The following is a 24,069-nucleotide window of genomic DNA, read 5'->3' as shown; positions in this document are numbered from 1 at the left end:
TTTTTCATCCTCGGGTTTTCACTCCAATTTCGCACCACTAAAAGCTATCGCACTTCAAAAGAGATCGTCGCCGAGTATTTTTCTTCAAGGCACTTGTCTCGAAAAGCGGCCTCTGCAGGCTTTCGCACCACGGCCCTGACGATCCACTGGCCGGGCGCGAGCAGACGGATTGTGGACCGGCCTTTGAAATCGGTCTTATTGGAGAAGGCATAGTCCTCTTTGGTTGAAAAGCCGACATAGGTCGCCGACACTTCACAAAACCGGGCTGGTTGTCCCTTGTGCAACACCTGCAGGTCAAGCTCTTCGCCGGGCTGTTTCAAATATGGATTCTCCAGGGCTACGATTTCCATGTTGTGCCCCACTGGTTTGGCAAACGCATCACCATCGGTTTCGCCCACATTGATCAGCGCCTTGGTATAATTCTCGTAGTAAAGGCTGAGCACGACGTTATTAAGCCCCTCGAGCGATCCCAGCTTGTGATGAAGCCGACCCTCCTGGTCGACATACATGGTATAAAATCCATGGGCGGTAGCGGCTGTCGCCATGTAACCGCCCTTTTTCCTGAAATTTAGCGCGGTCGCCAGAAAGCCCCCCTCCCCTGCTTCAAGTTCTCGGCTCGTGCCGTCGGGACCGACCAGTTTGAATGCGGTCAGCTTTTTGTGATCGAGAAAATCCTGAACCGGAAACCGGTGCCCGAAACCGAAGTAGACCTTGGTCTGCGCGCCGGTACGCGGACGAAGCTCTGGATTGTAGTCAACGGCATTAATCCACAGGTTATGGGCGAACCCAACCGGCGCGGCAAAAAGGCCAATGAACAGCAACAGGCAAACAGACAACAGTGATTTGGCTATTTTCATTTTATTCTCCTATTTCTGATAATTAAAATTCGTATCGCAGATTGGCATAATAAAAGCGGCCCCGCTCTTCATAGTCGAACAGATCAGACTTGTCGGCCCGGCGAATATCGCCGATATTCTCAACCCCCAGCTGGATCTCAAGATGTTTCAAAAAACGCTGCTTGAGGGAAAAATGCCACAGGGAATAATCCGGCGCCGCCGCCAATACATCGTCCGCGTTGTACAGCATTTGATCGCCGATGAACTGATACCGCAGGGCTGCGGAAAACCCGATCCGTAAATGGGTGTAGGAAAGCTTTGCATTGGCAATGTGACGCGGTTTGCCGTCCAGCCTGATGTCGGCGGCAGTATCATAGGCATCCAGGTAGGTATAGCTGGCCGAGGCCCCCCATCCACGGGGGAAAGTCAGGTTCAATTCGGTTTCCACGCCCCGGGTTTCGGCTTCGGCCACGTTGCGGGCCTTGTAAGTCCGCATGCTGCCGGTTCCGCCTTCTACCCGCTCATATTCGATCAGGTCTTCGATGTCGTTGAGAAACCCCATCACCCGGAAGAAGATCCGCTCGCCGAAATATTCGATGCCGGCCTCGTAGGTATCCGATTCTTCCGCCTTCACGTCCGGATTGCCAATAAAAAGATGCGGCCCGGACGCCGAGGCGTAGCCGTCACTGACCTGCTTGATGGTCGGTGCCCGGAAGGCATGACCGTACCCGGCCTTGAAATTAATTTGCTCACTCAACTTGACCAGGGCGTACAACCGCGGCGACACTTCGTCCCCATAGGTTTCATGATCATCCCACCGGACCCCGGGCGTCAGCAGCAACCGCCGGCCGAAAAGCGAAAGTTCGTCCTGGATGAAAAGTGCCTGTTGGGTCACATCGGCATCTCCATCGACAAGCGAAGTGCTCTCCAACGTCTCCTTGCGCAGTTCTCCCCCCACAGTCAACAGGTTCGAGCCGATGGAAAACGAGGTCTGACCATCGATCACGTCTTCGATGAGCCGTTCGGGATTGTCATCGCTGGTGCCGTCGGTGTAGTTTTTTATAGTGTGCTTGTCGATATCGCTGCGGTACGCCTTTAGCGCGGATTGGGTGGGCCCCAGGGCCCCTTGCCAGCCGAGGCTGTACATGGTCTTGTCCAATTCATAGATATTCTCGTAGGCGGTCCCGCGCGATACGGCGTCGCTCCAGCGATCATCGTTGACAAAACTGATGTCGGCATCGAAAGTATGGTTAACAGTCGGTGTATAGGTCAGCCGTGAGCCGATGGACATGACCTCCTTGCCTTCCAGCTCGGAAGACGCCGGATCGTCCGGGTCAGGGGTATCCTCATCCCGGGTGTATTCGGCCGAGACCCCCAGATTGAGTTTGTTACCCACAATGGGACCGCCAATCTGGGCGGCGTAGTTCTGGCTTTCTCCGCCGTTACCATCATCGCGCAACCCGCCGCCGATGCTTGCCCTGCCGTGCCAACTGTCGCTGGAACGGCGGGTGATGATGTTGACCACCCCGCCCATGGCTTCGGATCCATAAAGGGCCGACAGCGGCCCCCGCACGATCTCGATGCGCTCGATGGAGGCCAGCGGCACCCAGTTGGTTTCATAATCCGAGTGACCGAATACCGCATCACTGGCCGCCACCCGTTTGCCGTCCACCAAAAACAGCGTCTGGCGACTTTCCTGGCCGCGGATCGAAACCGCCGTACGACCGCCGACACCGCGCCCGGCCAGCGAAATCCCGGCAGTCTGGCGAATCACATCGAAAACATCGTTGGCCGCCATGCTTTCAATTTCCTCGGCAGTGATCACGGTAATCGCGCCAGGCGCATCTTTGAGAGACAGTGCCGTGCGAGTGGCGGTGACCACGGTTTTCTCCATGTTTGTTTCATTGGCCGATTCAGAATCTTCGGCCCAGCCCACAGCCGCCAATAGTAAGGTCAACACCATCGCCTGCAACAACCGAATCAAGTAGTAATTCATTTTCTGTTATCCTCGCCCGATAGTGATCAGCAGTATCATCAAAAAAAAAGGCGTCCATTGGAAACGGGGATCATTTCCGATGGACGCCTTCACTTGCTTTCGCGCTATTAAACTATTTAGAGCCGAAAGTCGTAAGTCGTCCCACGCTTATGTTGCCGGGTTCCCATGCTCCGCATGCGAACCCGTATTGAGTCATGTAAAATCTAATTGGTGCTCCCACACGGAGCATGGGAGCAAGGTGATTACTCTCTTTGACCCTATCGAGGTCTTATAGCATGTCGTCACGCATTGAAATCGACATCCGGTATTGCCTGAGTTCCTTGAGCCGTTGCTGAGCCTCTTTGTTCTGGCACGGAAAGCGGGCAGCCTCGGTGAAGGCCGTTTCGGCAGTTTCCAGTTGATCCAGTTGCAGGGCACAGTAGCCTTTCATCAAAAAGGCCCGGGCGTTCTTAGGGTTGCAGCGATTGCACTGCTCGAAGGCCGTAAGCGCCTTTTCGAAATCCTCACGTTCATAGTACGCACCGGCCAGCAGCCACCACAGCCGGAACGTGGGATGCCGATCCACACCGCGCTCAAGCACGTCGATGGCCGCATCGACCCGCCTGGCGGCCAGATAGGCGGAGGCCACTTTGGCCACGTCTTTGGGACGAACATTTTCGGCAAGCAGTTTCTCATACTGCCGGGCAGCCTTTAAGGGCACCCCGGCCATGCGGTACAGATCCCCCAGCAGGATGATTTCCTCACGGGTTGGCCTGGTCAGCGAGGCCCGTACCTGCATGGCCGCAGCAGCCTGGTCGTAAAGCTTGGCCTGCATATAAAGGTGGGCGAGCACCTGCCACAGGCGCGGATCCTGGCCCTTGCCCTGCACCAGGGAACGGGCCAAATCAAGGGCGCGCTCCTTTTGCCCCAGATCAAGATAGACTTTCAGCAGGGCCTCCAGCCACGCCGGATCAGGGTCATCATCGGTCCTATCCATAATCTGCTCGAGGAGCGGACGGGCCTTTTCGGGATGCTTGGCCTGAATGTAGGCCACGGCTGCCTGATAGGCCAAGGTCTTTGATGGTGGCGTGGTCAACCGATGGGCCTTGGCCAGGCTGTCGGCGGCCTCACCAAAACGCCCTAAGTCGAAACAGGCCTTACCCAGGTTCTGCCACAGGGCGGCATCAGACGTATGCTGCGCTGCGGCCGCCTGATAGTGAGGCAGCGCCTGCTCGGGCTTTCCGTCCAGCATCCAGGCGTTGCCTAAGCTGAATTCAACCCGGTAGTGGACCTTGCCGCCCTGCTTTTTGATGTAAGCGGATAGATCTCGTTGGGCCTCGGCGTAGCGTTTGGCGGCCATGGCCTGTTGGGCCGCGTGAACCACCCGCTGCTCGGCCCGTGAAAATGCCGGTCCATCAGCACTTTTCGCGGCGGCGGCCGGCATCCAGGCAAGCATGACAAGGATCAGCACACCGGTCAGCCGCAGCCAAACGGACCAACGCCCGAAGATAGGGTTCAGTATAAAGCCTGTTCTCATATGTCGTCTATCCTGAACTCAATGGTTGTGGTCACCCAGGTGCTGACCGGCCGGCCCTGCACCTTGCCCGGAGTGAAGCGCCAGCCGGAAAGGGCCGCCATCACACTGTCGTTAAACAAATCCGGTGGCGAGGAACTGAGGATGGAAATCCGGCTTACCTGACCAGTGGTGTCCACCAGGAACTTGACATCCACCGCGCCGTCGAGATTCAGCCGCCTGGCCCGGTAGGGATAAACCGGCCGGGGATTCAGGGTGGCCACCGGCACCTGATCCACCTCGGCCATGCCATAATACGCCTTGAGTGACGGCATGGCCGGGGTTTGGGCCATCGGCGCATCTACCGGTACCCCCAGGGCCATGTCCGGCGTGCTCACCGCCAGGTCAAAGGCCGGCATCTCCATCCGTGGTGTTAATGGCGTTTGGTCATTGATCGGATCAAGGGTCCGCTGGGGAACGACCCGCGGCGGCTCCGGTGGCGGGGCATCTTCAGGCCGCTCCGGCGGTTTATCGGTCTGCCGGCCCGGCGGCTCGCGCAGAAAATCGACGGTCTGGACGCTTTCCAGATCCGCCTGCCGCCTCACCTTGGGCAGCAGATTGGGAAGGCCAGTAAAAAGCATCCCATTGACCATGAGCGACAAGACGGTCACCAGAAGGATATGGTTGAAATTCCGAACGCGCGACATGATCATCCTTTGGCCGTGGGCTTGGATGCGGCAATGCTGACCTGCCGGGCCCCGGCCAGGCGGCACTGGTCCATGACCCGCACAATCACGCCCGTATCGCTTTTTTGGTCGGCCACGATCACCACGGCGCCCTCCGGGTTTTCCGCCAAACTGCGCTCAATGTGCGCCCGCACGCTGCGCAGATCGATGGCCTTTTTCTCAAAAAAGATGTGCCCGTCCGCTGACACGCCCAGCAGAATATTGCCCTTGTTTTTAAGCTGGGCTGTTGAGGCCGTGGGACGATGCACATCAATGCCGGTCTCCTTGACAAAACTGGTGGTCACCATAAAAAAGATCAGCAGCAAAAAAACCATGTCGATCAGCGGCGCCATGTTGATCTCTTCCTCCTGGAATTTGCCGCGCAGGGATTTTCTGATATCGATCATCTCACACCGCCCTTTTCAGTGCCATGACGGTTTCGGTCAGGCGCCGCTCAATGCCATTGGCACGGCGCATCAACAGCCGGCTCATGAACAGCCCCGGAATGCCCACCAGAAGGCCGCTCTGGGTGGTGACCAGGGCCTTGGAGATACCGCCCGAAAGGGCCTTGGCATTGCCGGTGCCGAAAATGGCGATCACATCAAACGTGGTGATCATGCCGGTCACGGTCCCTAAAAGGCCCAGCAGCGGCGCCGTGGCGGCCAGCACGGTGATGGCCGGCAGAAAGCGCCGAATCCGCGGCCGCTGTTCAAGGGCGTGCTGATCCAACAGACGTTGATCAAGAATGGGGCTGCCGGTGCGACTTTGCAGAAATCCACCCACCATCCGCCGGCAGATCCCCGCCCCCGGGGACACCGGCCGCCCCTCGCGCAGCAACATCAGGGCCTGGTGGACCGTCACATCTTCTCGCTGCATGCGCCAGAAACACAGCAATCGTTCAAATACCAGGCCCCACATCCACAGGGAGGCGACAATGAGCAGGAGCATGATGCCGCCGCCCGGCCGGAAATAGTCGTATGCGTTGAGCAAATAATCCATGGCGTTAGGCCCTCGCCCGTCGGGGCATGGTTTCCGATGCGGCCGGCCGGCTCGATGTGAGCGGTACCAGGGTGCATTCGCGGCAGATGATATTGGACAGGGCCACAGCCTTTTCCTCCATGTCGCCCACGATATGCTCCAGGCGCCGGCGCAGAAAAGTGTGCATGAGCATGATCGGGATGGCCACGGCCAGCCCCAGCATGGTCGTCACCAGGGCTTCGGAAATGCCGCCGGACATCATTTTGGGATCGCCGGCCCCATAGAGGGTGATGGCCTGGAAGGTTTCGATCATGCCGGTCACCGTGCCCAACAGGCCCAGCAGGGGGGCAACGGCCCCCATGATGTTCAGGGCCGGTAGAAACCGCTCCAGGCGGGGCAGTTCCTTAAGGATGGCTTCCTGCAGGACGCTTTCCAATGTCTCGCGGCTTTCGTTGACCGCGCTCAGTCCAGCCCTGAGTACATTGTTGACCGGCTTGCCCTTGTCGTGCTGCAGCACCGTTTCACAGCCGCGCCAATCGCCCTGGCCGGCCAGTTCGTTGACGCGGCCCATCAACCGGTCGGTATTGGCGTGCACCCGGTTGAGGAACAGGATCCGTTCCAGACCAATCAACAGGGCCAGCAGGCCGACAGCCAAAATCGGCCAGACGATGGGACCACCATTTTTGATGTTATCCATAAGCGTTGCGCGGTGGGACAGTTGCCGCAACGCGGCGCCGCGTGAGAAATCAAAATAAACCGCCTCGGCATCGCCTCGCATATAGCGGCCCAGACTGCGGCGCATGGCCAGCGGCGGTGCCTTGGACAAGGTGAAAAATTGCCGGTTGTCCGGGTGGTACCGTAAAAAACCGGTCTGACCGTCATGGCTATAGGCGGCACAAAACGGTCCGATGGTCAGGATGTCGGCCGTTATCTCTTTGCCGCCCGCATCGACGACGGTTCCGGATCGGCGATCCACCTCTCCACCGCGCGTCATCTCATCGAAGAGAAGATCACCGATGGTGGTAATTTCTTCCATTCCCGGAAACCGATTGCCTTCCAAGACCGGCGCCAGGCGGTTCATTCGCTCGGGATCGAAAACAGTAAAATGAGATTGGGAGAGAATCGTTTCCAGGTCCCGGGCGGCTTCGCGGATCACGCCGGTGTATTCGCGCATGTCCAACCGCGCCTCGGTTTGTTGCTCCTCGCGGACGATTTCAGCGGCCTGCAATTCCTCTAAATGACGCTGCAGGTCAGCGATATCCGTGGTCAATTGTTCCACCCGGCCGCTGAGGCCATCCATCGCCTCGGTCAGCGCGGTCTTGTCTTCCAGAATACGGGCCTGGCTTTCGCGGGCCTCGGCCTGGGCCGCCTCAAAATCGGTGCGGGCCTGTTGACTGGCCACGCGCAGATCGGTTGCATCGGCCATCGTCGTCAATCCCAACAGCGTCAGGGCCATGAGCAGTAGTTTCATTGTTGAGCAATCCTTCCCAGGGGCAGGTTGACCATGTCAATGGTACGGCGTTTCAAGGCCATTTCCATGGCATCGTTGATCGTGCGGCGGTGGGAATCGGGCAGCGGCGTCCATTGGTTGGCGACGCGGTCCCACTGACCGACACACTTGCCATCCGGGGAGCGCCAGAACAGCGCCAGCCGCCCCACCCGCAGAATATCGGCCATGATCCGCTGGTCTGCGTCCGGATCACCAATGGGGATGCGTTGCTGGTAGACCTCGACCGTCTGTCCGTACTCGGTCTCCACCTTGAGGGCTTCCATGACACGACGGGAGCGCTCGGCAATATTCGTGTCCGGCTGTACCAATACCGTTTTGATCTCGGCCATACGCTGCTGACGCTCATCCGGGAGAAACGGCAGATCACGATCAATGTGCGTTTCCAGCCGCTGCATCAACACCTCCAGGTGGGACTGCAATTCCGCTTGCACGCGGGCGGTCTCGGCCATCGTACGCTCGGCTTCGGCCTGACGATTCTTTAAGGCGGTAACCTGGGCCAATAGCGCGGTATGCTGCTTGGCCAGCCTTTCTTCATCAGACTGCAGGCTGCGGTATCGGTGCTGCAGGGCTATTTTTTCTTCGGCCCAGCGATCCTCGGCCTGCTGGGTTTGCTGGGAAACGGCAATCGCCTCGCTTTCGGTCTGGTGAATGCCAAGTGGATCGATCGGGGCATCCGCCCAACCCGGTTCCCTTACCCCCACAAGGGTCAGCAGCATGACAAAAATCAAGTTCAGTCCAATCCAACCGGTTCGACGACAAACGCATTGCATGATCACTCTCCATGCCCGATGGTTATTCAAATCTTGGCGTTGAACAAAAAAAAAGACGCTATCGACCGCTGTCAACTGCGGTGCCTTGCGCCTTCACTGCCTTCGCGATTTACCATCCGAAGATCGTAAGGTTTATCTTAAAACATTAGAGAATCCTAATTAATTTGTTTTGGCGTTTTACATCATGCATAAAAATTGTCAAGCCCTTTTTTTCAAGCCTCTTTTTCCATTTCAAGATGACTTTCCTTTTGCATGGCTTCAGAAGCGCAATGGCAATGCGCACAATTACCGTCGCACCCGCAGTCGAACGGCTGGGAATTCATCTCCACACGGCTACCTTTGGGCGCAAGGGCAGGCCCATTTTTGCCTTTGATCAGCAGTCGGTGAGCGGGAATGCGGCTCTGGTAGAACTGGCATTGAAATGTATTACAACCAAACGGGCAGACCCTTTTAAGACGCCCCGTGTCAATATGCACATGACCCTGACCACCATATTGCTCATGGATCAGATGAATCAGTTCCCAGGCCGAACTGCCATCGAAATCGCCAACCGGATTCACGTGTAGATCCCCATTTTCCCGTTTGAACTTGATCTGAAAATTCATGCTCATCAGGATGTCCTCCCATTTATTGATCAAACCTAAGCAGTTAATTTAGTGCCCATCCAGAAATAACCCATTTGCCTATTTCTGAACGGAAACTAGTTTAACGAGCCCTTTTCCCTTTCATCCTCCCCCCAGATCACCTGCGATACGGCACTCAAACTGGAATTGGGCAGCATGTGGACCGGCTTGTTGTGTTTTTTACCCAGGTTCTTGACGATCGAGCAGGCCGCATGGCTGTTACAATTCACCGGGCAGATGACCATGTCGGCACGCTTTAAGCGTCCCTCGAGGCATTTGGCGCCTTTTTTTACATAGCCATCGTGATACTCGAAGACCCCACCGCACCCCTCGACCAGTTCACGATAAAGTGATTCCATGCGGGTAATCCCGCCCACCATCAGGATGCGTTTTTTACATAGATCGAAGGAGGGGCAACTGGCGTCACACCGGTTCCAGTTGGTCATTTCCCCGATGATGGCCTGCGTTTCCTCCTGAACGTGGCGATTCAAATTTGACGCTTCCTCGAGTTGCAGGTTAAGACAGCGGTTTTTTTCTTCCAGGGCCGCGACTTGCCGCAAGGCCTGTTCCAATCGCATGGAAAGCGAAACATAGTCCTGCTGGATCCTGCGGTTCTCGATTTCCAGGGCCTCTATCTGTTGATGGCGATCCAACGCGTCAAGGTTTTGCTGCAGATTGGTTTTCTCGTCCTTTGCGGCGGCCAGTTCACTTTCAAGTCGGTTGCAGTCCTTTTGGTACGCCTCGACCTGTTTTTTCATGGATCGGTACTGGCTCGACTGCGCTTTCACACGCTCGCGCAGCCTTGTCAATTCCTTCTCCTGCCGCGCCAGCTTACGCCTTTTTCGCAGCCGTTCTTCGGCTGTCCAATGCATGGTCATGTGAATTTCACCAAAAATGTCCCGGTTGGCTTCCACCGGCAAGTTGGGATGGATTCCTGCGGCCCACAGGACCGCCGCGGCCTCACCGGATTCCAGGGCCGCCTTGAAATGGTTTGTAAACGCCTCGCCGTTCAAGTCTAAAAGCGGCATCACCTGTTTGCCATATTTTCGATCAAGCAGGTTGTCTACCCGCCGCGAGAGACGGTTTTCAGATTCAAGACTGGCAACGAGTTTCTCGTGGATATCATAAGCCCCGTCCTTTTTGTCCAAAATACCGGTTTTTTTAAGCAATTGTTTCTGCTCGGCAAAAGACAGGCACATGCCGATCGTCGGGCATTTGAAAAAATGATTGATTTCCCAGCATCGTCGCCGCTGGCTACCATCAATGATGGTTTCAGATGTAATCTTCCTTTTGAATTCGTTTTCCTGACAGCATTGGGCTAGCCTCGTCATTTTTTTTGTCTCCTTTCATTTTTTTTACTCCGCATCGACAAGCACTTGGGTAAGACGCTTTCTCAGCATTTCCAATTGCTTGGACTTGAATGCCTTTCTCGTATCCTCCAGGGTATCAATGGCGTCTTTGATCGCCTTTTTAAGTGCCAATTCACGTGTTTTTGAAGGACAGGTCTCAAGAAACGGCTTTAAATCCTGAAATTCTACCTGATTGTCCATGATCGAGCTGATCAGAACGCAGTGCCGATCGATTCCCTGCTGTAAATCCTTGATACTTGAATTCAGCGCATGTGCCAGGACATTTTTATCCGCAACCAAAATTCTACCTCCCTTTCTTTGTTTTATACTTCTAACTTTTAGATTAAAAAAGAACCGTCTTGCGGACGGAGGCCTTAAGACGGCTGTTTTAGCCTTTGAATGTTACGATGAAAAATCTAGCCCGTGGACGATTCGGACTCGTCGACCTGCTTGGTGAATTCACATGAAAAGTCGGCACTGCGGGCCTGGCAGATATCCGGCCGGCGACCATATTTGCGGTAGTCCTCGAAGAATTGCAGCCAACTGTCTCCCGTGCGCGGACAAATTTGGATAAACTCCATAAAATCAGCCAGGCGATTAAGCGTGGCCGTACTGAGGGCATGCTCCATCATACACGCTTCTTCATCCGCGGTTTTGGGCCTGATGTTGAGAATATCAGTTAAAAACTGACGCAGCACCTCATGGCGTCGGCGCATTTCCCTGCCCACCTTGGCGCCGTCTTTTGTCAATTCAACATATTCATATTTCTCGTAGTGCACAAGCCCGCGGCTGTTCAGCGTTTTGAGCATGCTGGAGACAGTGGGCATCTTCACATTCATTCGTTTGGCGATATCCTTGACCCGGACAACCTTTTTATCCTTGTCCAGATCGAAAATCGCCTCCAGATAATCCTCCATAACAGACGTCAAGGGTTTTTTCTGGGCTACTGTTTTTTTTTGGTCTGCCATAAACCACCCGTTGAAGATAGAGCTTTGTAACTTTTTTTACATTTTCAAATAATTGATTCCTCGCGTAATTGTCAAGCTTTTTCTATTTAGGGAAAAAGATCGATTACAATTCCATCAACGATAAATTATTAAAAATCTTATTCTTCACGACGAAACGCCACTTCCAAAACCGGCAATTCCCACCGATCGGTTTTTATCTCTCGTTGAAAGGATGGGTCGGGGTCCAACCGCTCACGCGTTAAAATAGCAAGCACGCGGACGCTGTTGATGGCGTCCATACGCGGCGCCCAGCGCCGGGCGGCGTCGGCAGACAAACGGCCCAATCTGAAATAGGTTCCATCAAAAATGGCGATGCCGCGTTTGTCCGGCACCAACCTGACCGTATGGCCGGTTTTCAGATCGCTCAAATGGCGGTGGATGGGATGGGCCGGAGCAAACGTGCCGGCATAATCCATGAAGACATCTTCGAGTCCCAGGATGGCATAATCGCAACAAACGAAATCGTCATCAATGCGATGCTCCTCCACGCGCTTGCGCGGCAGCATATGCTTGCCGGCCAGATCGGCCAGCAGCAAATTGGGCTGATGCCGCATACGCATCAGGCCGAGGGTCTGCCTGGCCCGGGTCATACCAACGTATAGTAAACGGCGCTCGGCCTCCCGCTCATCAGCGGTGCGCGGCCGGCCCCAGTCACCATCCAGGATAAAAACATGGTCGAACTCCATGCCTTTGGCGGCGTGCAAGGTGCCCAGAAAAATGCCGTCACCAATGATTTTCTCATGGCGCTGTTCGGCAAGAAATTCGAACAGCTTGTCCAACCGGTAACCGGCGGGCATAAGCGCATCACCGGTTTCTGCCAGATCATTTTCCAAAAAACCGGACAGCATTCGCTGCCACACGCCGGCCGGCTGCCCACCGGCGGCATCCTGTAAATGCTTGATTAAGTCCGAAGCCCGTAGATTGGCAGTTTCAGCAAAGCGTAATCGATCCATGAGACCGGCCACCTCCCGAACCCGGTGGATGGGAAAGGATTTGGAAAGGATGCGTTTCACCGGGTACTCATTTTTTTCCAGCAGCCCGCGCATGGGCGGCAACACGGCCCGCGTACGGGCCAGGATGGCGCAATGCTCAGCCCTGAAGTCGGGGTCCAGGCTGCGCAGCCGTTCGATCTCAGCCAGCACGGTGGCAGCCTGGTCTATCGGGTCTGCAACCGGCATGATCTGAACGCGCCCTTGCGCCACCGGATCCAACCGGGCCCAACGGCCGCCCGCCTCGACATGCTCACGGGCCCGGTCGATACAAATGGGATACCCGCCTTTCATGCGGTCGCGGTTGTGTTTGATCAGCTGGTTGGCCGCATGGATAATGTGTCTGCTGGAGCGGTAGTTCTCCACCAGATACGTCGGGGTAGCCTTGTAATCTTCCTGAAACTGTCGAATGAACTGCACGTTGGTGCCCCTGAAGGCATAGATGTTCTGATCATCATCGCCCACGGCCAGGATCGACAGGCGCCCGTCGGCCTCGTCCAGGGTGCGACCGGCAATGGCCACCACTAGTTCATATTGCGCCTGGTCGATGTCCTGGTATTCATCCACCAGAATATGGCTGTAGCCGCCAAGCAACTGGTCGCGCAGCGCATCGGTCTCATCGCTTTCAGGGATGTCGGCTTCTCCCTTGAGCAGTCGCAGGGCGGTATTGATGATGCCGTCAAAATCAATGGGCGGGGCAGTCCCGTCCCGGTCACGCGTGTCCATCAGATCTCTGACGCTGATACCGGCCAGGCGCATGGCCGCCCCATGATAGGTGACCACCGTCAGACCCCGCGCCCGGCTGCCGATCAGTGCGTAAAGCCGTTTTCTCAAGGTAACCGCGGCGTTGTGATTGAAGCAGAGGACCAGGATCTGCCGGGCCGGAATCCGTTCCACCTGTAAGAGGTAGGCGCAGCGATGCACAATTACGGTGGTTTTACCCGCTCCCGGTCCGGCCAGAACGAGCAGATTGTCGTCCGGGGGACGTCCCACCACATCGATCTGCACGGGATTGCCCAGCCGCTCGACAATACGGCGGTACGCCTCGGCCGTGGTGGCCTTTTCGACCAGATCCTTGCGACCGCTAAAATAGCGATTGAGAAAACGCACCCGCCCCATGGAAAAGTAATCCAGCACCAGCGTCAGGGCGCTGGCGATCTTGGCCAGTGCCAGGGCAGCATACTCCATCATCACATGCACCTGGAAGCGTCGTTCACGGTAGTGCACGGCAAGCGGCTTAAAATCGCCCCGGGTGTACCGCCGCCCCTTGGCCCGGGGCGCCAACCGAATGGTCATGGCCTGCCGGAAAACAGCCATGCCGCCCTGCAAATGGATCACCTTGTGCTCGTGCAGGAACATCAATGCGCGGTCGATTGCCGGAAGCACTTTCTTGACGGTCCCCATCAGGGTGATGTCACGCTTCATGGCCGCGGCCAGATCGTTGCTGGAGAAAGAGATATTGACGTCGCCTTCCGGATGGGTTTTCTTCTCTCCTATCAGACGTAAGAGTTCTTGGAGGATGGCGTGGGCCACATTGTGGCGCAGATTCACGGTTTTGACGATGGCCTCCCAGCTGCGCTGCAGACGCACATCGTAGCGATCGCGGCTCGCATGCCTGAGCGCGATGCTGCCTGAAGCCGCGGCCAATCCCTTGCCGTCGTAGGAGAGCCCCCGAATCAGACTTTGCACCACGGTGGTGGTGGTTTCCACATCCTCGTTTCTCAATCGCTGGCACAGGCGGCGGACACTCAGCGGCACCCAGCGGCCGTCGTCGGCATCGGGGTCCTCGGCGCGCAGGATGCCCAAAAGGCGGGTTTCGATATCCATCACGCGCTGCAGCCGCACAGCGGCGTTATTCTTGCCTTTGGGCCGCAGGATGGCGGACAACATCAGCCCGCGGTCAAGCAGGCGGGCATCGGCCATGTCATGCAGGGCCTGAATCACCATCTGGGCCGGGGTCATGCCCGTCGCTGCTTCCATCTGTTTAAGCGGTCCGGCGTCCGGGAACAGCCCCTCGGCAATGGTATCCGCACTCAAACCCTGATCCGGCGGCGCGTTGAAAATCAAGCGCAAAATATTCAGCCACAGACCGGTGGTGGCTTTCGAGAGATTCAGGGAATCCATACGCGCTCTGGCCTCGTCCAGACTGGTCACCAGGGGCCGGCCCTGAAAGATGTCGGTCAGATTCTGATTACGCTGCAGAAAACCGGCCCGTTCCAGCCAGGAAATGGCGGTTTTGACCCGCGTATCGCGAATATCGCGGTTTTGCCCGCTTTCCCCGGCAAGCGCCTCCCCGCGCAGCAGTTCATCGCTGGTGACGACGATCTCGCCGGCCGTGTTGCGCTTGGCCCGGCGCAGGGCACGCAGGATGCGCTGGATCTCGCGCTGTTTGACCTCGGAAAGCGCCCCCAGGGTGAACTGGCAATCCGCGTCGGCCGGGTCGTAGAGCAGAATGCAGCGGGCCGGTTGGCGGTCACGGCCGGCGCGTCCCGCCTCCTGAATATAATTCTCCAGTGAACCGGGCATGTCCACGTGCAGCACCAGCCGGATGTTCTCCTTGTCCACGCCCATGCCAAACGCATTGGTGGCGCTGATCACCGGCACATCCCCATCGGTGAAGGCTTCGATCACATCGCGCTTCTGCTTGGCTTCCAGCCCGCCATGGAATGCCTCGACACGCACGCCCTGATGATGCAAAAAATCGCGGATTTCCTCGGTGCGGCGGCGGGTGGCGGCGTATATAATCACACTGGCCCTCGCCTCCTCGGCCAGCGCCTCCTCGACCAGCCGCAGCGTCTGCTCATACTTCTGAGGGGGCGCCACCGGTAGTACTTCAAAAACCAGATTGTCCCGTCCCACGCCGCCCTCGAACAGCACCAGTTCCTGATCCAGGACATCCCGGAAATGGGTGGTCAACTCTTCGATGACATCCAGCTTGGCCGTGGCCGTAAAACCGCATACCGGCGGCGGGGCCTGATTGTTTTCAATGCTGAACTCGCGGATAAACCGTGCCGCGTAAAGGTAGTCCGGCCGAAAATCATGCCCCCATTTGGAAAGGCAGTGGGCCTCGTCAAACACCCAGCAGCCGATCTCCCGCTGCCGGAGCACGTACCGCACCGACCGGCTGCGAAGCTGCTCCGGCGCCAGGTATAAAATGGCCACGTCCCCCAACCGCACCCGCTCCAGCACCGCACCCCGCTCGATGGGGGTCAGCAGGCCATAGACCGCATCGGCAAAGGGCGTGCCGGTGTTTTTGACCAGGTTGTCCACCTGATCCTTCATCAGGGCCTGCAACGGGCTGATCACGATGGTGAGACGTCCGCGTCGCCAGTGCCGCACCAGGGCCGGCAACTGGTAGCACAGGGATTTGCCGCCACCGGTGGGCAGGATGGCCAGAAGCGGTCGATCGGCCATGCCGGCCTTAACGATTTCCCGCTGCAGGCTTTGGCCCTCATTCGTGGCGGGTTTTTCCCGAAAAGCGGAAAATCCGAAAAAGCGGCGCAGGTGCCGATCCGGGTCATGGCTCTCTCGGCAATAGGCACAATGCGGATCTTCGCAGGCCTCATCGCGAAGACGTGTTAACATCGCACTAATCTCGGGAAAGCGATGACGCACCCACGGCGGCAGGACCGAGTTGGATCCGGCTACCGTAAGCCAGGCCAGGCAGTAAGCCAACATCGGACGTCGGGCCGGGTCGTCAAAAACATCGATCAGCCCACCCGCGGCAGACCGGCAGACTCCGCCATCGGTCTTTTTGACAAACCATTCATTGGCTGCATCCGCACTGCCGAATCCCCTGGCCCCCAGGGCACTGAACACTGACGCCAGCCCCTGGCCGCTGAAGCCGTTAAAGGTTGCCCCGTCAAAGCAGTAGTGAAAAAAATCGAGCTGTCGGGGCTGATTTTCGGCAAGGCCTGCAAACTGCGCCAACTGGTCGTCGAACACCGAGGCCGCCAGCCGGGCATCGGCCACCGGGTCGTTTAGCGTGGCGCGCACCAATTTGTAATCCTTGACCAGCCGATGGTAGGGGTTCTGAGGAAAAGCCAGGGGCGACAGGTAAAGGGTGTCGATCACCGGTTTGATCAACACCTGCAGTGTTGGATAGGCAGCCTTCAGAATCGGAAAATCATGCCCCAGCAGGTTGTGGCCCAGAATATAGTCAGCCCCGCCGGCCAGCCCATCGAGCTGTTTCAGCGCAGGCCGGAAAGGACCGGCTTGTATGTCGATCACCGTGTCGCCGAGCACCGCGCCCAGGTGTTTCAGACGCCCCGTACGGGTGGTTTCCAGGTCAAGCAGCAGGGTTTTTGAAATCAGTTGCTCCCGCCCCATTTTCCGGTTTCTTTTGGCAATGGAACATCAAAAAGGTTATCTGGCAAAAAAAGCAATAGATAATCTTTAGTTGCTCGGCGATCGATGTGTCAAGCAGGGTAAACATTTTTGTCATTGCCGCTCAACATATTTGTACTATCACAAATGGGATCATTGAATCGGATGATTCATACTTTTAGACGGATTCCTGCATTTTTTCTTTTTTTGTTTGCCATTGTGCCGAATTTTTCTGTGATTTCAACAGAAAAAATCAATAGGCAAAGCATGACTCATCAAGAAATCCATTTTTCGGCATGCCATTTGCTTTTGATGAGGTGAACACAAATTCAAGAAAGGAGACTTTAGATCTCAAATGACAGTACCGTTTAGACCACTGGGTTATATTCGCGAGCTGGTAAACGCCATCGGGCTTGATATCACCCATGCGTATGAGGATCTCGTATATATTGAGCATAACGCTTTTTTGCTCCAGATGGGCGATTCCGGAGAAATCGTCAACCTTTATTTCAACACCGAATCCGTGGAAGAAGAACGGGATAAAATCGCCGATCGGTTGAGCGCTGAGGGACAGGCCCGCCAACTCACAATCATCCGCAAAGGGCTTTTCAGCATGCGGCAAAAATCAGATGGAGAGCACATCGAGATTCAGTTTTTCGATGAGGTCTGATGTCAGGCAGGTAGGTATACACAAACGCCTTCTGTTTACCAAACATCGATTATGTCGGTAAGCAGAAGGCGTTTTTACGATTCAGTGATAGTGCACAAGTGTTGATCTATAAATTTGCGCAAATCCTTTATTTCAGGAGGGTACCAAAGGTCGGCAGGACCGGGCGGTCGAAAATGTGGTTATTGACGATGGCAGCCACCAGATAAATGCCCACCCATCCGGATGCATAGAGAATATATCCGACCACTGGTTTCAAGCTCGCACTTAAAATCCCCATGTCCAGACCGACGATGAGCCACAGGGCCACGTCAAGCAAAATCACCAAAACAAAAAGCGGCAGCGGACTTTTTGAATATGCCGGTGTTACCGCGGTCAAGAAAGAGGCACCGGCCATCCAGCAAAACCCCTCGACCATGGGTTCCGGCTTGACATTACCGATCATCCCCGACAGCATCAGGTATTTGGCGAGAACGGAAAGGGCCGCCCCAAACATGAAAAACGCCGCGAAGAACAAAAACACATTCCCGCCCGTCATGTTATGGTCCTTCAATTCCATCACCGCAACGGTGTATTGAACCACACCGCCGCCAATCAGCCAGGCCGCAAGCAGGGGAAGCCCTCCCAGCGTCACTTTTCCGGTAAATACGGCCCCAAAACCAAAACAAGCCACTGCCAACGCGCCAAGTCCTGCTGGTCCGGGAGTAACAAAAGTGTGTTCGTTCGACATCGCAATGCTCCTTTTTTAGATAAGTGATAGGGGTATGGAATTGAGTAGTACGGCGACTGGGTTACTTCTCTCAGGAATCGACCCTATCTTAATCTATGGTCAATGACAATCGGAGCGTAGCTGAAATTAATATAGGCGGATTGCCGATGAGAGGTAGGTTATTGACCTATCTGTTTTTCGGGAGACGGCCGATGTGAATGGCCTGTTGCGGACAAACGGAAAGGCAGTCACCACAGTTGGTACAGTTGGATTCACCCGGACGGGTTCCCATCTCACATTTTTTCAGGCACAGATCGCAGTTGTTGCAATCATCGGTTTTATAAACCTTAAACAGGGAAGCCCCTTTCAAGGCGTCCAGCAAACCGCCGGTCGGGCACATGAAACGACACCAGAGGCCTGCCACCAGCAGCCCTGAAATAAGCATTGCCAGGACAAAACCGGTTCGCACTAGCCACACCAGGTTGGCGTGCTCCATTGTCAGCCCCACGGAATTGAAAAAATCGCCGATCCGGATGGGAATCGCCTCCCGAGGCTGCCCCACAACCAGCCATACGACTAAAACCAACGCCAACCCAAGATATTTCCCCAAGGGTAGCAGCCGTCGGGTGAGAAAATGGCTCGCTCGCAGCTTGAATGGCGCCACTTTATCGGCCATCTGAACCGCCAGCCCGCCCGGACATGCCCACCCGCAAAATGCCCGCCCAAACAACAAGACTGACAACGGCAACAGCAACCAGAATCCCCAGTAAAACGAAAACAGCCGTCCATGGCAGGTCAGCACAGGACAGTTCTGACAACTGACATAGGGAACAATAAATGGGCAACGAAATATTCCATAAAAGGACCACTGGCCCATTACGGCCAGCATGGCGGTCTGGGTGAGACGCCGCCACCATTTAAGGTGCAGGCGTTTAGGTTGCTCATTATCAATGGTTTGCGGCTTTTCGGTGGCAGGCAGTCTGGACTCAAGCATCGATTACCCCCAGTTTCTGGACAAGTTGCTGCCCTTCAGCGGATATGGCCGGGATGAATCCGGCGTCATGAAAATACTGCTGCCCTTCATCAGAACGGATAAAATCCACATAATCATCGGCCAGGGCGCGGTCCGGCGCATTTTTCATGACACCGATGGTGAACGTCAACGGCGGCAGCGGAAAGTACTCGGTGGGGATCGGCAATATCTCGGTCTTGCCCTTGAATTGAGGCAGACGTGTCACACGGTATTCGACCACTGACGCGTCCCCTTTCCCATCCACCAGGGACTGCATGCTTCGCTGCACACAGGTGCCTTTCTCTATCGTGTTTTTCATCACCGCTTCCAGAATACCGGCTTTTTTCAAGACCGCATTGGCCGCCGCGCCACCAGGTGGCGAGGCCTCGGGTGCGAGAATCACCCGGATGCCGGGCTTGCCCAGGTCGCTGAGTCCGTTGACATCCGCCGGATTGTCCTTTGGGGTCACGACTACATACTTTGTAAAGCACAGCGGTTTGAAGTAGATCATCTTGCCGGTCTGACGCAATTTCTGGGCCAATTTCAATACCCGCGCGGCAAATACATCCGTGGTGGCACTGCCCAGCAGGGATTTACCCAGGGCAGCGGCAAAGGCACCGGTATATGCCACATCAATACCGGTTGTTTTCTTGAAATGGGCGTTTGCGGGACGAAAGGCCTCGGCCAGCCCGCCGCAGGACCATACTTGAATGGATGACAAGGTATATTGGGCGGCCCGCGCAACGGGCGATAACGCCGCACCGGCGATGGTCGTTGCCGTACCAGTGAGAAATGCTCTGCGAGAAATGCCAGAATGGCTGGTTTTCATTTTTTTGCTGTTCTCCATCGGTTGGGTTCGCGCAACATCTGGCGCCTGAATCTTGCATGAAGAGTGAAGAAATAGAAAGGAGAGATAGAGCACAGATGTAAAGACAGGGTCAAATTGTTATTCCAGATCAACTCATCGCAAAGCCATTGAAAATATCGATGCAATCCTAAACGGGATGTTTCATTTTTTTCGACTTTCAGTTTCAAGATAGACTGAGTAATTTGCGTATTTGCACAATCGGTCAAGGCGCTGCATGATGCTTTTTGCAAGTGGCTTGCCCTGTTTCACCTGCATCAACCGTTTCAGGGGCTCTACTGTTCCGAAGTCCAACCGCTGCGTTAGAAATTGGAACGTCGCTTTTGAAAACCGGAACCCGGTCTTGTACGCCATGAGCAAAAGGCGATAGCCGATCAGGCATTTATCGGGAAGGAATTGACAGTTGAAATCGATGATCTGATCGCGGATGGACGCCAGGCAGCCATTCTCATGGATTGTGCGGTGGCGGTAATCGTAAATGATGGCGTTGATGGTAAGGTCGATGCCGGCAAGCAGGTTTTGGGCGGTGGGCGCGAGATGATAGGTATGGATAATGATAAAATTGGGCAACAGGCATAGATCGTAGACGTACGGCGACGTTTGCGGCTGCCAGCGCAAACCGCCCAGGTCGGTCGGCTGGGTAACCAGGTCGCTAAGGGCTGCGCCAAGGTTGAAATCAGCGCCCACCCCGCCGATGAAAAGGTCAATATCCTTTGTCGGCGGGGCACTGCCGTGCATCATTTCGATGATCAGATTACGGATGGCGCCACCGGCGATGAGGATTTGGGCGTCTGCAGGCAGGCGCCGGCTGAGACGTTCCAATTGGCCTTCAATGTCGGGCCCGTTGAAAAACCGCTCGATGGTAGTCACGACCCTATCATCCGTCACCCGGGTCACGTTGTCCCTCCCTTCTTTTCCAGAACGAAACCACCGCTGCTATACAACATGATGGGGTACAATGAAACCAATGTTGTCACTGACGGACTTTTTTTTGGACGATCAGATTCGTTTCAAGAAGGCTGTTGAGCCTCGCTTATGGCGAAAAGGATATCATCGGCAAAGTAAAGCAGACTGCTGTAAAATGAAAATACCTGAATAAGTTTCTTGGTATCAAACCGACGGATCAATCCTTCCTTGCGAATGCTGATCAGCCTGGTGTCCATCTCTGATAGGGTTTGCTCAAGCTCATCTTTGGCCGTCAGGTATTCGTTATTGATCAACATCACCAACGCGCGGCCGCTTGTTTCGGCAAGCTTTGTCAGTTCCCGAGACATGATGATTTCATATCCGTTATCATCCACCGCGTTGAGTGCCCGGACCATATTGCGCAGGTGCTCCACCGAGCGGTTGACAACCGAAACTTTAAGCGGAAACTTCTCATTGAATTTTTTGCTGTAGATCAGTGCTTCATTGCGGTTGGCTTTTTGCAGTAGTTCATGATTTCCCCAGACATCTTTGACCAGCTCATCCACGGGCGCTTCATCGATGTTTTGCTGCCTTGCGATAAAGGCATCCACGAGTATTGAACACCGCTTTGCGCATGCCTTGGCCTGCTTTTGAAGCGCCGCACTGAGCATATCGACTTTTCGTTTGGGCAGCACTAAAACAGAAACAAGAAAAGCACAAAGGATGCCGATACAAATTTCAAGAACACGATACAACCCGAACATCAATACATCCTGCGTGTAAAGCCCGGTCATTACGACAATTACAACAGTGATGCCGGCCATTCGATATCTGGTATGATAACGCGTGAAAAAACTGCAGATTCCCACGGTAACGAATAAAGCGCCCCCGATGAAGATCGATGTTTTGGGCATCACCAAAAGGACGCTAACCCCCAATGCAGCGCCGATGATGGTCCCGGAAAACCGATAGAAGCACATTTCCACAGAGTCCGCCACATACACCTGCATGACGATTACAGCGGAAATGACGGCCCAGTACCCGAAATCAAGGGCTGAAATCGTTGTTATATAGTAGGCAAGAACGGCCGCCAAAGCGGTCTTGAATCCGTGTATTAAATTGGTTGACAAGTTGTCCATAGTACCTCTTTTGTAGGGAATTATTGCCGGGATCATTGTCATGGATTTCGAATTCATGGTAAACAATCAATCATAAGATGCTGTTTTACGACAGTGTTCCGACACTGCCCCTTGCTCTCGCTCAATGCTCTCCTGTTAAATCAATAAGCGCTTTTTCAGCAAAAAAATGGCTGTTAAAACGCGGTAAGGTTGTTCAATTCAAACGGTGGGATCAAAATGAAAGCGCATTTTCAAAAAAATGCCAGGCCCCGCAATGAGACCGTTTCCATTTATTTATCGCTAAGAGGCAAAATTCTGATCTGGGTGATGCCCATTGCCATTCTTGGATTATTGTCCCTGAGCACGGATATTCATTGTTTGTGGGTGATATCGCCAATCGCCCCTACTTTCTTTCTATCATGGCCGGTGGACCGACACAAATCACCCCGCCCTTGATATCCAGGACGACTGGAATCCCAACGATATTCATGGTGGCCCCGATCCTGGACGACCAGAACGCACCGTTAGGATTGGTTGGGGCTGGCATCTCGCTCAAGTATATCCAGCAGATCGCTGAAGAACTGAAAGCCGGGCAAACCGGATATGGATTTATCGTTGCCGAAGATGGCACCTATATTTCACACCCTGACGCCAATCTGGTCATGCAGAAAAAAATCACCCAGCATGAGGCACCGTCGAAGAAGACTTTAGGTCGGCACATGGTTTCCAGTGAATCCGGTATCTATCGGTATTCACAGGAAAACGAAAAGATGGTCGCCTTCTATCAACCCATACCGATTACCGGCTGGTCTGTGGCGAGTGTGCTTCCGGAAAAAGAGTTGTTTGCGCCAGTGATACAAATGATGCGGTTGCTGACGATTATCACACTTTTTTTTGCGATTCTGATCAGCATCGCGATTCTGCTGGCAATGCAGCGACTGATGAAGCCATTACAGGTACTGACCCAGCGAACCCAGGAGATTGCAGCGGGTCACTTAGAAGGGGTTGACCTGGAAGTCGGATCGCAAGATGAAATAGGAAGCCTGTCGCGGTCTTTCAATATCATGACCGGCAATTTAAAGAAAACGTTATCGGTGTTGAAGAAGAGTGAAGATAACTATAGAGGCATTTTTGAAAATTCGCTCGTCGGCATTCTTCAGGTCTCGATCAAAGGCCGCGTCATCAATGCAAACCCGGCAATGGCCAGGATTCTTGGTTACGATTCTGCACAGACGCTGATTCATTCAGACCAAGAGATTGGCCGTGAACTCTACGTGAACCCGGAAGATCGCCAGAGAATTTTTACGTTATTAGGTGAAACAGGCTCGATTCAGAATCAGGAAGTTCAATTTTACCGCGTTGATCATTCAATCATCTGGGTGTCCATTGCTGCATCGTTAATTAGAGATGACCAAGGTGAGCCCCTGCAAGTTGAAGCGATAGTTATCGATATCAGTGACCGTAAAGCGGCTGACGAAGATCTCAGACACCTGCGCAACTACCTGTCCGGCATTATCAACTCCATGCCCTCGGCGCTGGCGGGGGTGGACAGAAAGGGGCGGGTAACCCAGTGGAATACAAAGGCTGAAAAGGTCACCGGGCTGTCAATGGAACAGGCTCAATCCAAGCCCCTGGGAAACGTGTTTCCCCATCTGGCTGATGAAATCGAGCGTATTTATGCCGCTATCAGAGCTGCTGGACCAGACCATTGAACTGGTTGAATCTGACTATGACATGAAAAAAAAGTATGACTTTAAAAAAATCAAAATTCTTCGACATTACAGCTGCACCCATGCCCAGGTCCCCTGTGAGGCCAGCAAGATCCAGCAGGTCTTTTTGAATATTCTGAAAAACGGTGCCGAAGCCATGGCCGAGGTCAAAGATAAACGAAAAGCCTCGATATTTACGTTAACTGTAAAAAGCGAGGAGAACTGGGTTATCGTGGAAATTGAGGATAATGGTCCGGGTATGGATGAAAAAACCCGCCGCAGCGTCTTCGAGCCATTTTTTACCACCAAACCCGTCGGTAAGGGCACGGGCCTGGGCCTGTCTGTATCCTATTTTATCATCACCGAGGATCATAATGGTGAAATGTGGGTGCAGGACGGGAAAAGTGGCGGGGCTCGGTTTACCATTCGTCTGCCCAGAGCTGAAAATAGTGGTGCTTAATAAGCGGGCACGCAAACCAATA

21 protein-coding genes are annotated in these 24,069 nt (G+C 54.7%); 3 read left to right on the top strand and 18 right to left on the bottom strand.

The window, feature by feature from the left end; all coding sequences use genetic code 11:
* Window positions 1–44: 44 nt before the first annotated feature.
* The 13 genes from Dvar_RS12480 to Dvar_RS12420 form a co-directional block, all read right to left on the bottom strand.
* Entirely contained in the window at window positions 45–857 is an 813-nt protein-coding gene (locus Dvar_RS12480) for a DUF4198 domain-containing protein (RefSeq protein WP_419662033.1), read from the bottom strand.
* Between the two features lie 22 nt (window positions 858–879).
* Window positions 880–2,832 (bottom strand): TonB-dependent receptor plug domain-containing protein, encoded by a 1,953-nt coding sequence (locus Dvar_RS12475; protein WP_419662032.1) that lies wholly within the window; start codon window positions 2,830–2,832, stop codon window positions 880–882.
* Window positions 2,833–3,100: 268 nt separating this feature from the next.
* A complete protein-coding gene (locus Dvar_RS12470) occupies window positions 3,101–4,348 on the bottom strand; it encodes a tetratricopeptide repeat protein (RefSeq protein ID WP_419662031.1) in 1,248 nt (415 codons plus the stop codon).
* Complete coding sequence (locus Dvar_RS12465) at window positions 4,345–5,031, bottom strand: energy transducer TonB (RefSeq protein ID WP_419662030.1); 687 nt, start codon at window positions 5,029–5,031, stop codon at window positions 4,345–4,347. The genes Dvar_RS12470 and Dvar_RS12465 overlap by 4 nt, the downstream gene beginning before the upstream one ends.
* 2 nt (window positions 5,032–5,033) lie before the next feature.
* Window positions 5,034–5,456, bottom strand: a complete 423-nt coding sequence (locus tag Dvar_RS12460) for an ExbD/TolR family protein (RefSeq protein ID WP_419662029.1) — start codon at window positions 5,454–5,456, stop codon at window positions 5,034–5,036.
* A 1-nt stretch (window position 5,457) separates the two neighbouring features.
* On the bottom strand, window positions 5,458–6,048 hold the full coding sequence (locus Dvar_RS12455) for a MotA/TolQ/ExbB proton channel family protein (protein ID WP_419662028.1): 591 nt from the start codon (window positions 6,046–6,048) through the stop codon (window positions 5,458–5,460).
* A 4-nt stretch (window positions 6,049–6,052) separates the two neighbouring features.
* Window positions 6,053–7,498 (bottom strand): MotA/TolQ/ExbB proton channel family protein, encoded by a 1,446-nt coding sequence (locus Dvar_RS12450; RefSeq protein ID WP_419662027.1) that lies wholly within the window; start codon window positions 7,496–7,498, stop codon window positions 6,053–6,055.
* A complete protein-coding gene (locus Dvar_RS12445) occupies window positions 7,495–8,307 on the bottom strand; it encodes a DUF3450 domain-containing protein (RefSeq protein WP_419662026.1) in 813 nt (270 codons plus the stop codon). Before Dvar_RS12445 ends, Dvar_RS12450 begins: the two co-directional genes overlap by 4 nt.
* A 212-nt stretch (window positions 8,308–8,519) precedes the next feature.
* The gene (locus Dvar_RS12440; protein ID WP_419662025.1) at window positions 8,520–8,918 is read right to left on the bottom strand and encodes a hypothetical protein; all 399 of its coding nucleotides are present in this window, start codon (window positions 8,916–8,918) and stop codon (window positions 8,520–8,522) included.
* An 89-nt stretch (window positions 8,919–9,007) separates the two neighbouring features.
* Window positions 9,008–10,261 (bottom strand): DUF2325 domain-containing protein, encoded by a 1,254-nt coding sequence (locus tag Dvar_RS12435; protein WP_419662024.1) that lies wholly within the window; start codon window positions 10,259–10,261, stop codon window positions 9,008–9,010.
* A gap of 24 nt (window positions 10,262–10,285) precedes the next feature.
* Complete coding sequence (locus tag Dvar_RS12430; protein WP_419662023.1) at window positions 10,286–10,579, bottom strand: hypothetical protein; 294 nt, start codon at window positions 10,577–10,579, stop codon at window positions 10,286–10,288.
* Between the two features lie 116 nt (window positions 10,580–10,695).
* Complete coding sequence (locus Dvar_RS12425; protein WP_419662022.1) at window positions 10,696–11,247, bottom strand: metal-dependent transcriptional regulator; 552 nt, start codon at window positions 11,245–11,247, stop codon at window positions 10,696–10,698.
* 137 nt (window positions 11,248–11,384) lie between these two features.
* On the bottom strand, window positions 11,385–16,604 hold the full coding sequence (locus Dvar_RS12420; protein WP_419662021.1) for a RecQ family ATP-dependent DNA helicase: 5,220 nt from the start codon (window positions 16,602–16,604) through the stop codon (window positions 11,385–11,387).
* A 352-nt stretch (window positions 16,605–16,956) separates the two neighbouring features.
* Here Dvar_RS12420 and Dvar_RS12415 point away from each other — a divergent pair, with 352 nt between their 5' ends.
* Window positions 16,957–17,271: a hypothetical protein gene (locus Dvar_RS12415; protein ID WP_419662020.1), complete on the top strand. Its 315-nt coding sequence runs from the start codon at window positions 16,957–16,959 to the stop codon at window positions 17,269–17,271.
* 127 nt (window positions 17,272–17,398) lie between these two features.
* On the opposite strand, the gene Dvar_RS12410 is transcribed toward Dvar_RS12415, so the two are convergent.
* From Dvar_RS12410 to Dvar_RS12390, 5 genes are all read right to left on the bottom strand, one after another.
* On the bottom strand, window positions 17,399–17,998 hold the full coding sequence (locus Dvar_RS12410; RefSeq protein WP_419662019.1) for a GPR1/FUN34/YaaH family transporter: 600 nt from the start codon (window positions 17,996–17,998) through the stop codon (window positions 17,399–17,401).
* Between the two features lie 166 nt (window positions 17,999–18,164).
* Window positions 18,165–18,971, bottom strand: coding sequence for a 4Fe-4S binding protein (locus Dvar_RS12405; protein ID WP_419662018.1), 807 nt, complete (start codon window positions 18,969–18,971; stop codon window positions 18,165–18,167).
* Entirely contained in the window at window positions 18,964–19,818 is an 855-nt protein-coding gene (locus Dvar_RS12400; RefSeq protein ID WP_419662017.1) for a substrate-binding domain-containing protein, read from the bottom strand. The genes Dvar_RS12405 and Dvar_RS12400 overlap by 8 nt, the downstream gene beginning before the upstream one ends.
* 180 nt (window positions 19,819–19,998) lie before the next feature.
* Entirely contained in the window at window positions 19,999–20,751 is a 753-nt protein-coding gene (locus Dvar_RS12395) for a hypothetical protein (protein WP_419662016.1), read from the bottom strand.
* A gap of 113 nt (window positions 20,752–20,864) precedes the next feature.
* Window positions 20,865–21,899 (bottom strand): FUSC family protein, encoded by a 1,035-nt coding sequence (locus Dvar_RS12390; RefSeq protein ID WP_419662015.1) that lies wholly within the window; start codon window positions 21,897–21,899, stop codon window positions 20,865–20,867.
* A gap of 359 nt (window positions 21,900–22,258) precedes the next feature.
* Here Dvar_RS12390 and Dvar_RS12385 point away from each other — a divergent pair, with 359 nt between their 5' ends.
* Together Dvar_RS12385 and Dvar_RS12380 are read left to right on the top strand one after the other, a co-directional pair.
* Complete coding sequence (locus Dvar_RS12385; RefSeq protein ID WP_419662014.1) at window positions 22,259–23,590, top strand: PAS domain S-box protein; 1,332 nt, start codon at window positions 22,259–22,261, stop codon at window positions 23,588–23,590.
* On the top strand, window positions 23,556–24,047 hold the full coding sequence (locus Dvar_RS12380; protein ID WP_419662013.1) for a sensor histidine kinase: 492 nt from the start codon (window positions 23,556–23,558) through the stop codon (window positions 24,045–24,047). Before Dvar_RS12385 ends, Dvar_RS12380 begins: the two co-directional genes overlap by 35 nt.
* Window positions 24,048–24,069: the final 22 nt, after the last annotated feature.

The organism is Desulfosarcina variabilis str. Montpellier (assembly GCF_048565275.1).
GTDB lineage: Bacteria > Desulfobacterota > Desulfobacteria > Desulfobacterales > Desulfosarcinaceae > Desulfosarcina > Desulfosarcina variabilis.
The sequence above is the reverse complement of the archived record's forward strand: the minus strand, read 5'-3'. Positions and strand labels throughout refer to the sequence as shown.

Coding starts and splice junctions, on each gene's coding strand:
- Dvar_RS12480 (WP_419662033.1), bottom strand. CDS start 857: ATGAAAATAGCCAAATCACTGTTGTCTGTTTGCCTGTTGCTGTTCATT.
- Dvar_RS12475 (WP_419662032.1), bottom strand. CDS start 2,832: ATGAATTACTACTTGATTCGGTTGTTGCAGGCGATGGTGTTGACCTTA.
- Dvar_RS12470 (WP_419662031.1), bottom strand. CDS start 4,348: ATGAGAACAGGCTTTATACTGAACCCTATCTTCGGGCGTTGGTCCGTT.
- Dvar_RS12465 (WP_419662030.1), bottom strand. CDS start 5,031: ATGTCGCGCGTTCGGAATTTCAACCATATCCTTCTGGTGACCGTCTTG.
- Dvar_RS12460 (WP_419662029.1), bottom strand. CDS start 5,456: ATGATCGATATCAGAAAATCCCTGCGCGGCAAATTCCAGGAGGAAGAG.
- Dvar_RS12455 (WP_419662028.1), bottom strand. CDS start 6,048: ATGGATTATTTGCTCAACGCATACGACTATTTCCGGCCGGGCGGCGGC.
- Dvar_RS12450 (WP_419662027.1), bottom strand. CDS start 7,498: ATGAAACTACTGCTCATGGCCCTGACGCTGTTGGGATTGACGACGATG.
- Dvar_RS12445 (WP_419662026.1), bottom strand. CDS start 8,307: ATGCAATGCGTTTGTCGTCGAACCGGTTGGATTGGACTGAACTTGATT.
- Dvar_RS12440 (WP_419662025.1), bottom strand. CDS start 8,918: ATGAGCATGAATTTTCAGATCAAGTTCAAACGGGAAAATGGGGATCTA.
- Dvar_RS12435 (WP_419662024.1), bottom strand. CDS start 10,261: ATGACGAGGCTAGCCCAATGCTGTCAGGAAAACGAATTCAAAAGGAAG.
- Dvar_RS12425 (WP_419662022.1), bottom strand. CDS start 11,247: ATGGCAGACCAAAAAAAAACAGTAGCCCAGAAAAAACCCTTGACGTCT.
- Dvar_RS12420 (WP_419662021.1), bottom strand. CDS start 16,604: ATGGGGCGGGAGCAACTGATTTCAAAAACCCTGCTGCTTGACCTGGAA.
- Dvar_RS12415 (WP_419662020.1), top strand. CDS start 16,957: ATGACAGTACCGTTTAGACCACTGGGTTATATTCGCGAGCTGGTAAAC.
- Dvar_RS12410 (WP_419662019.1), bottom strand. CDS start 17,998: ATGTCGAACGAACACACTTTTGTTACTCCCGGACCAGCAGGACTTGGC.
- Dvar_RS12405 (WP_419662018.1), bottom strand. CDS start 18,971: ATGCTTGAGTCCAGACTGCCTGCCACCGAAAAGCCGCAAACCATTGAT.
- Dvar_RS12400 (WP_419662017.1), bottom strand. CDS start 19,818: ATGAAAACCAGCCATTCTGGCATTTCTCGCAGAGCATTTCTCACTGGT.
- Dvar_RS12390 (WP_419662015.1), bottom strand. CDS start 21,899: ATGGACAACTTGTCAACCAATTTAATACACGGATTCAAGACCGCTTTG.
- Dvar_RS12380 (WP_419662013.1), top strand. CDS start 23,556: ATGCCGCTATCAGAGCTGCTGGACCAGACCATTGAACTGGTTGAATCT.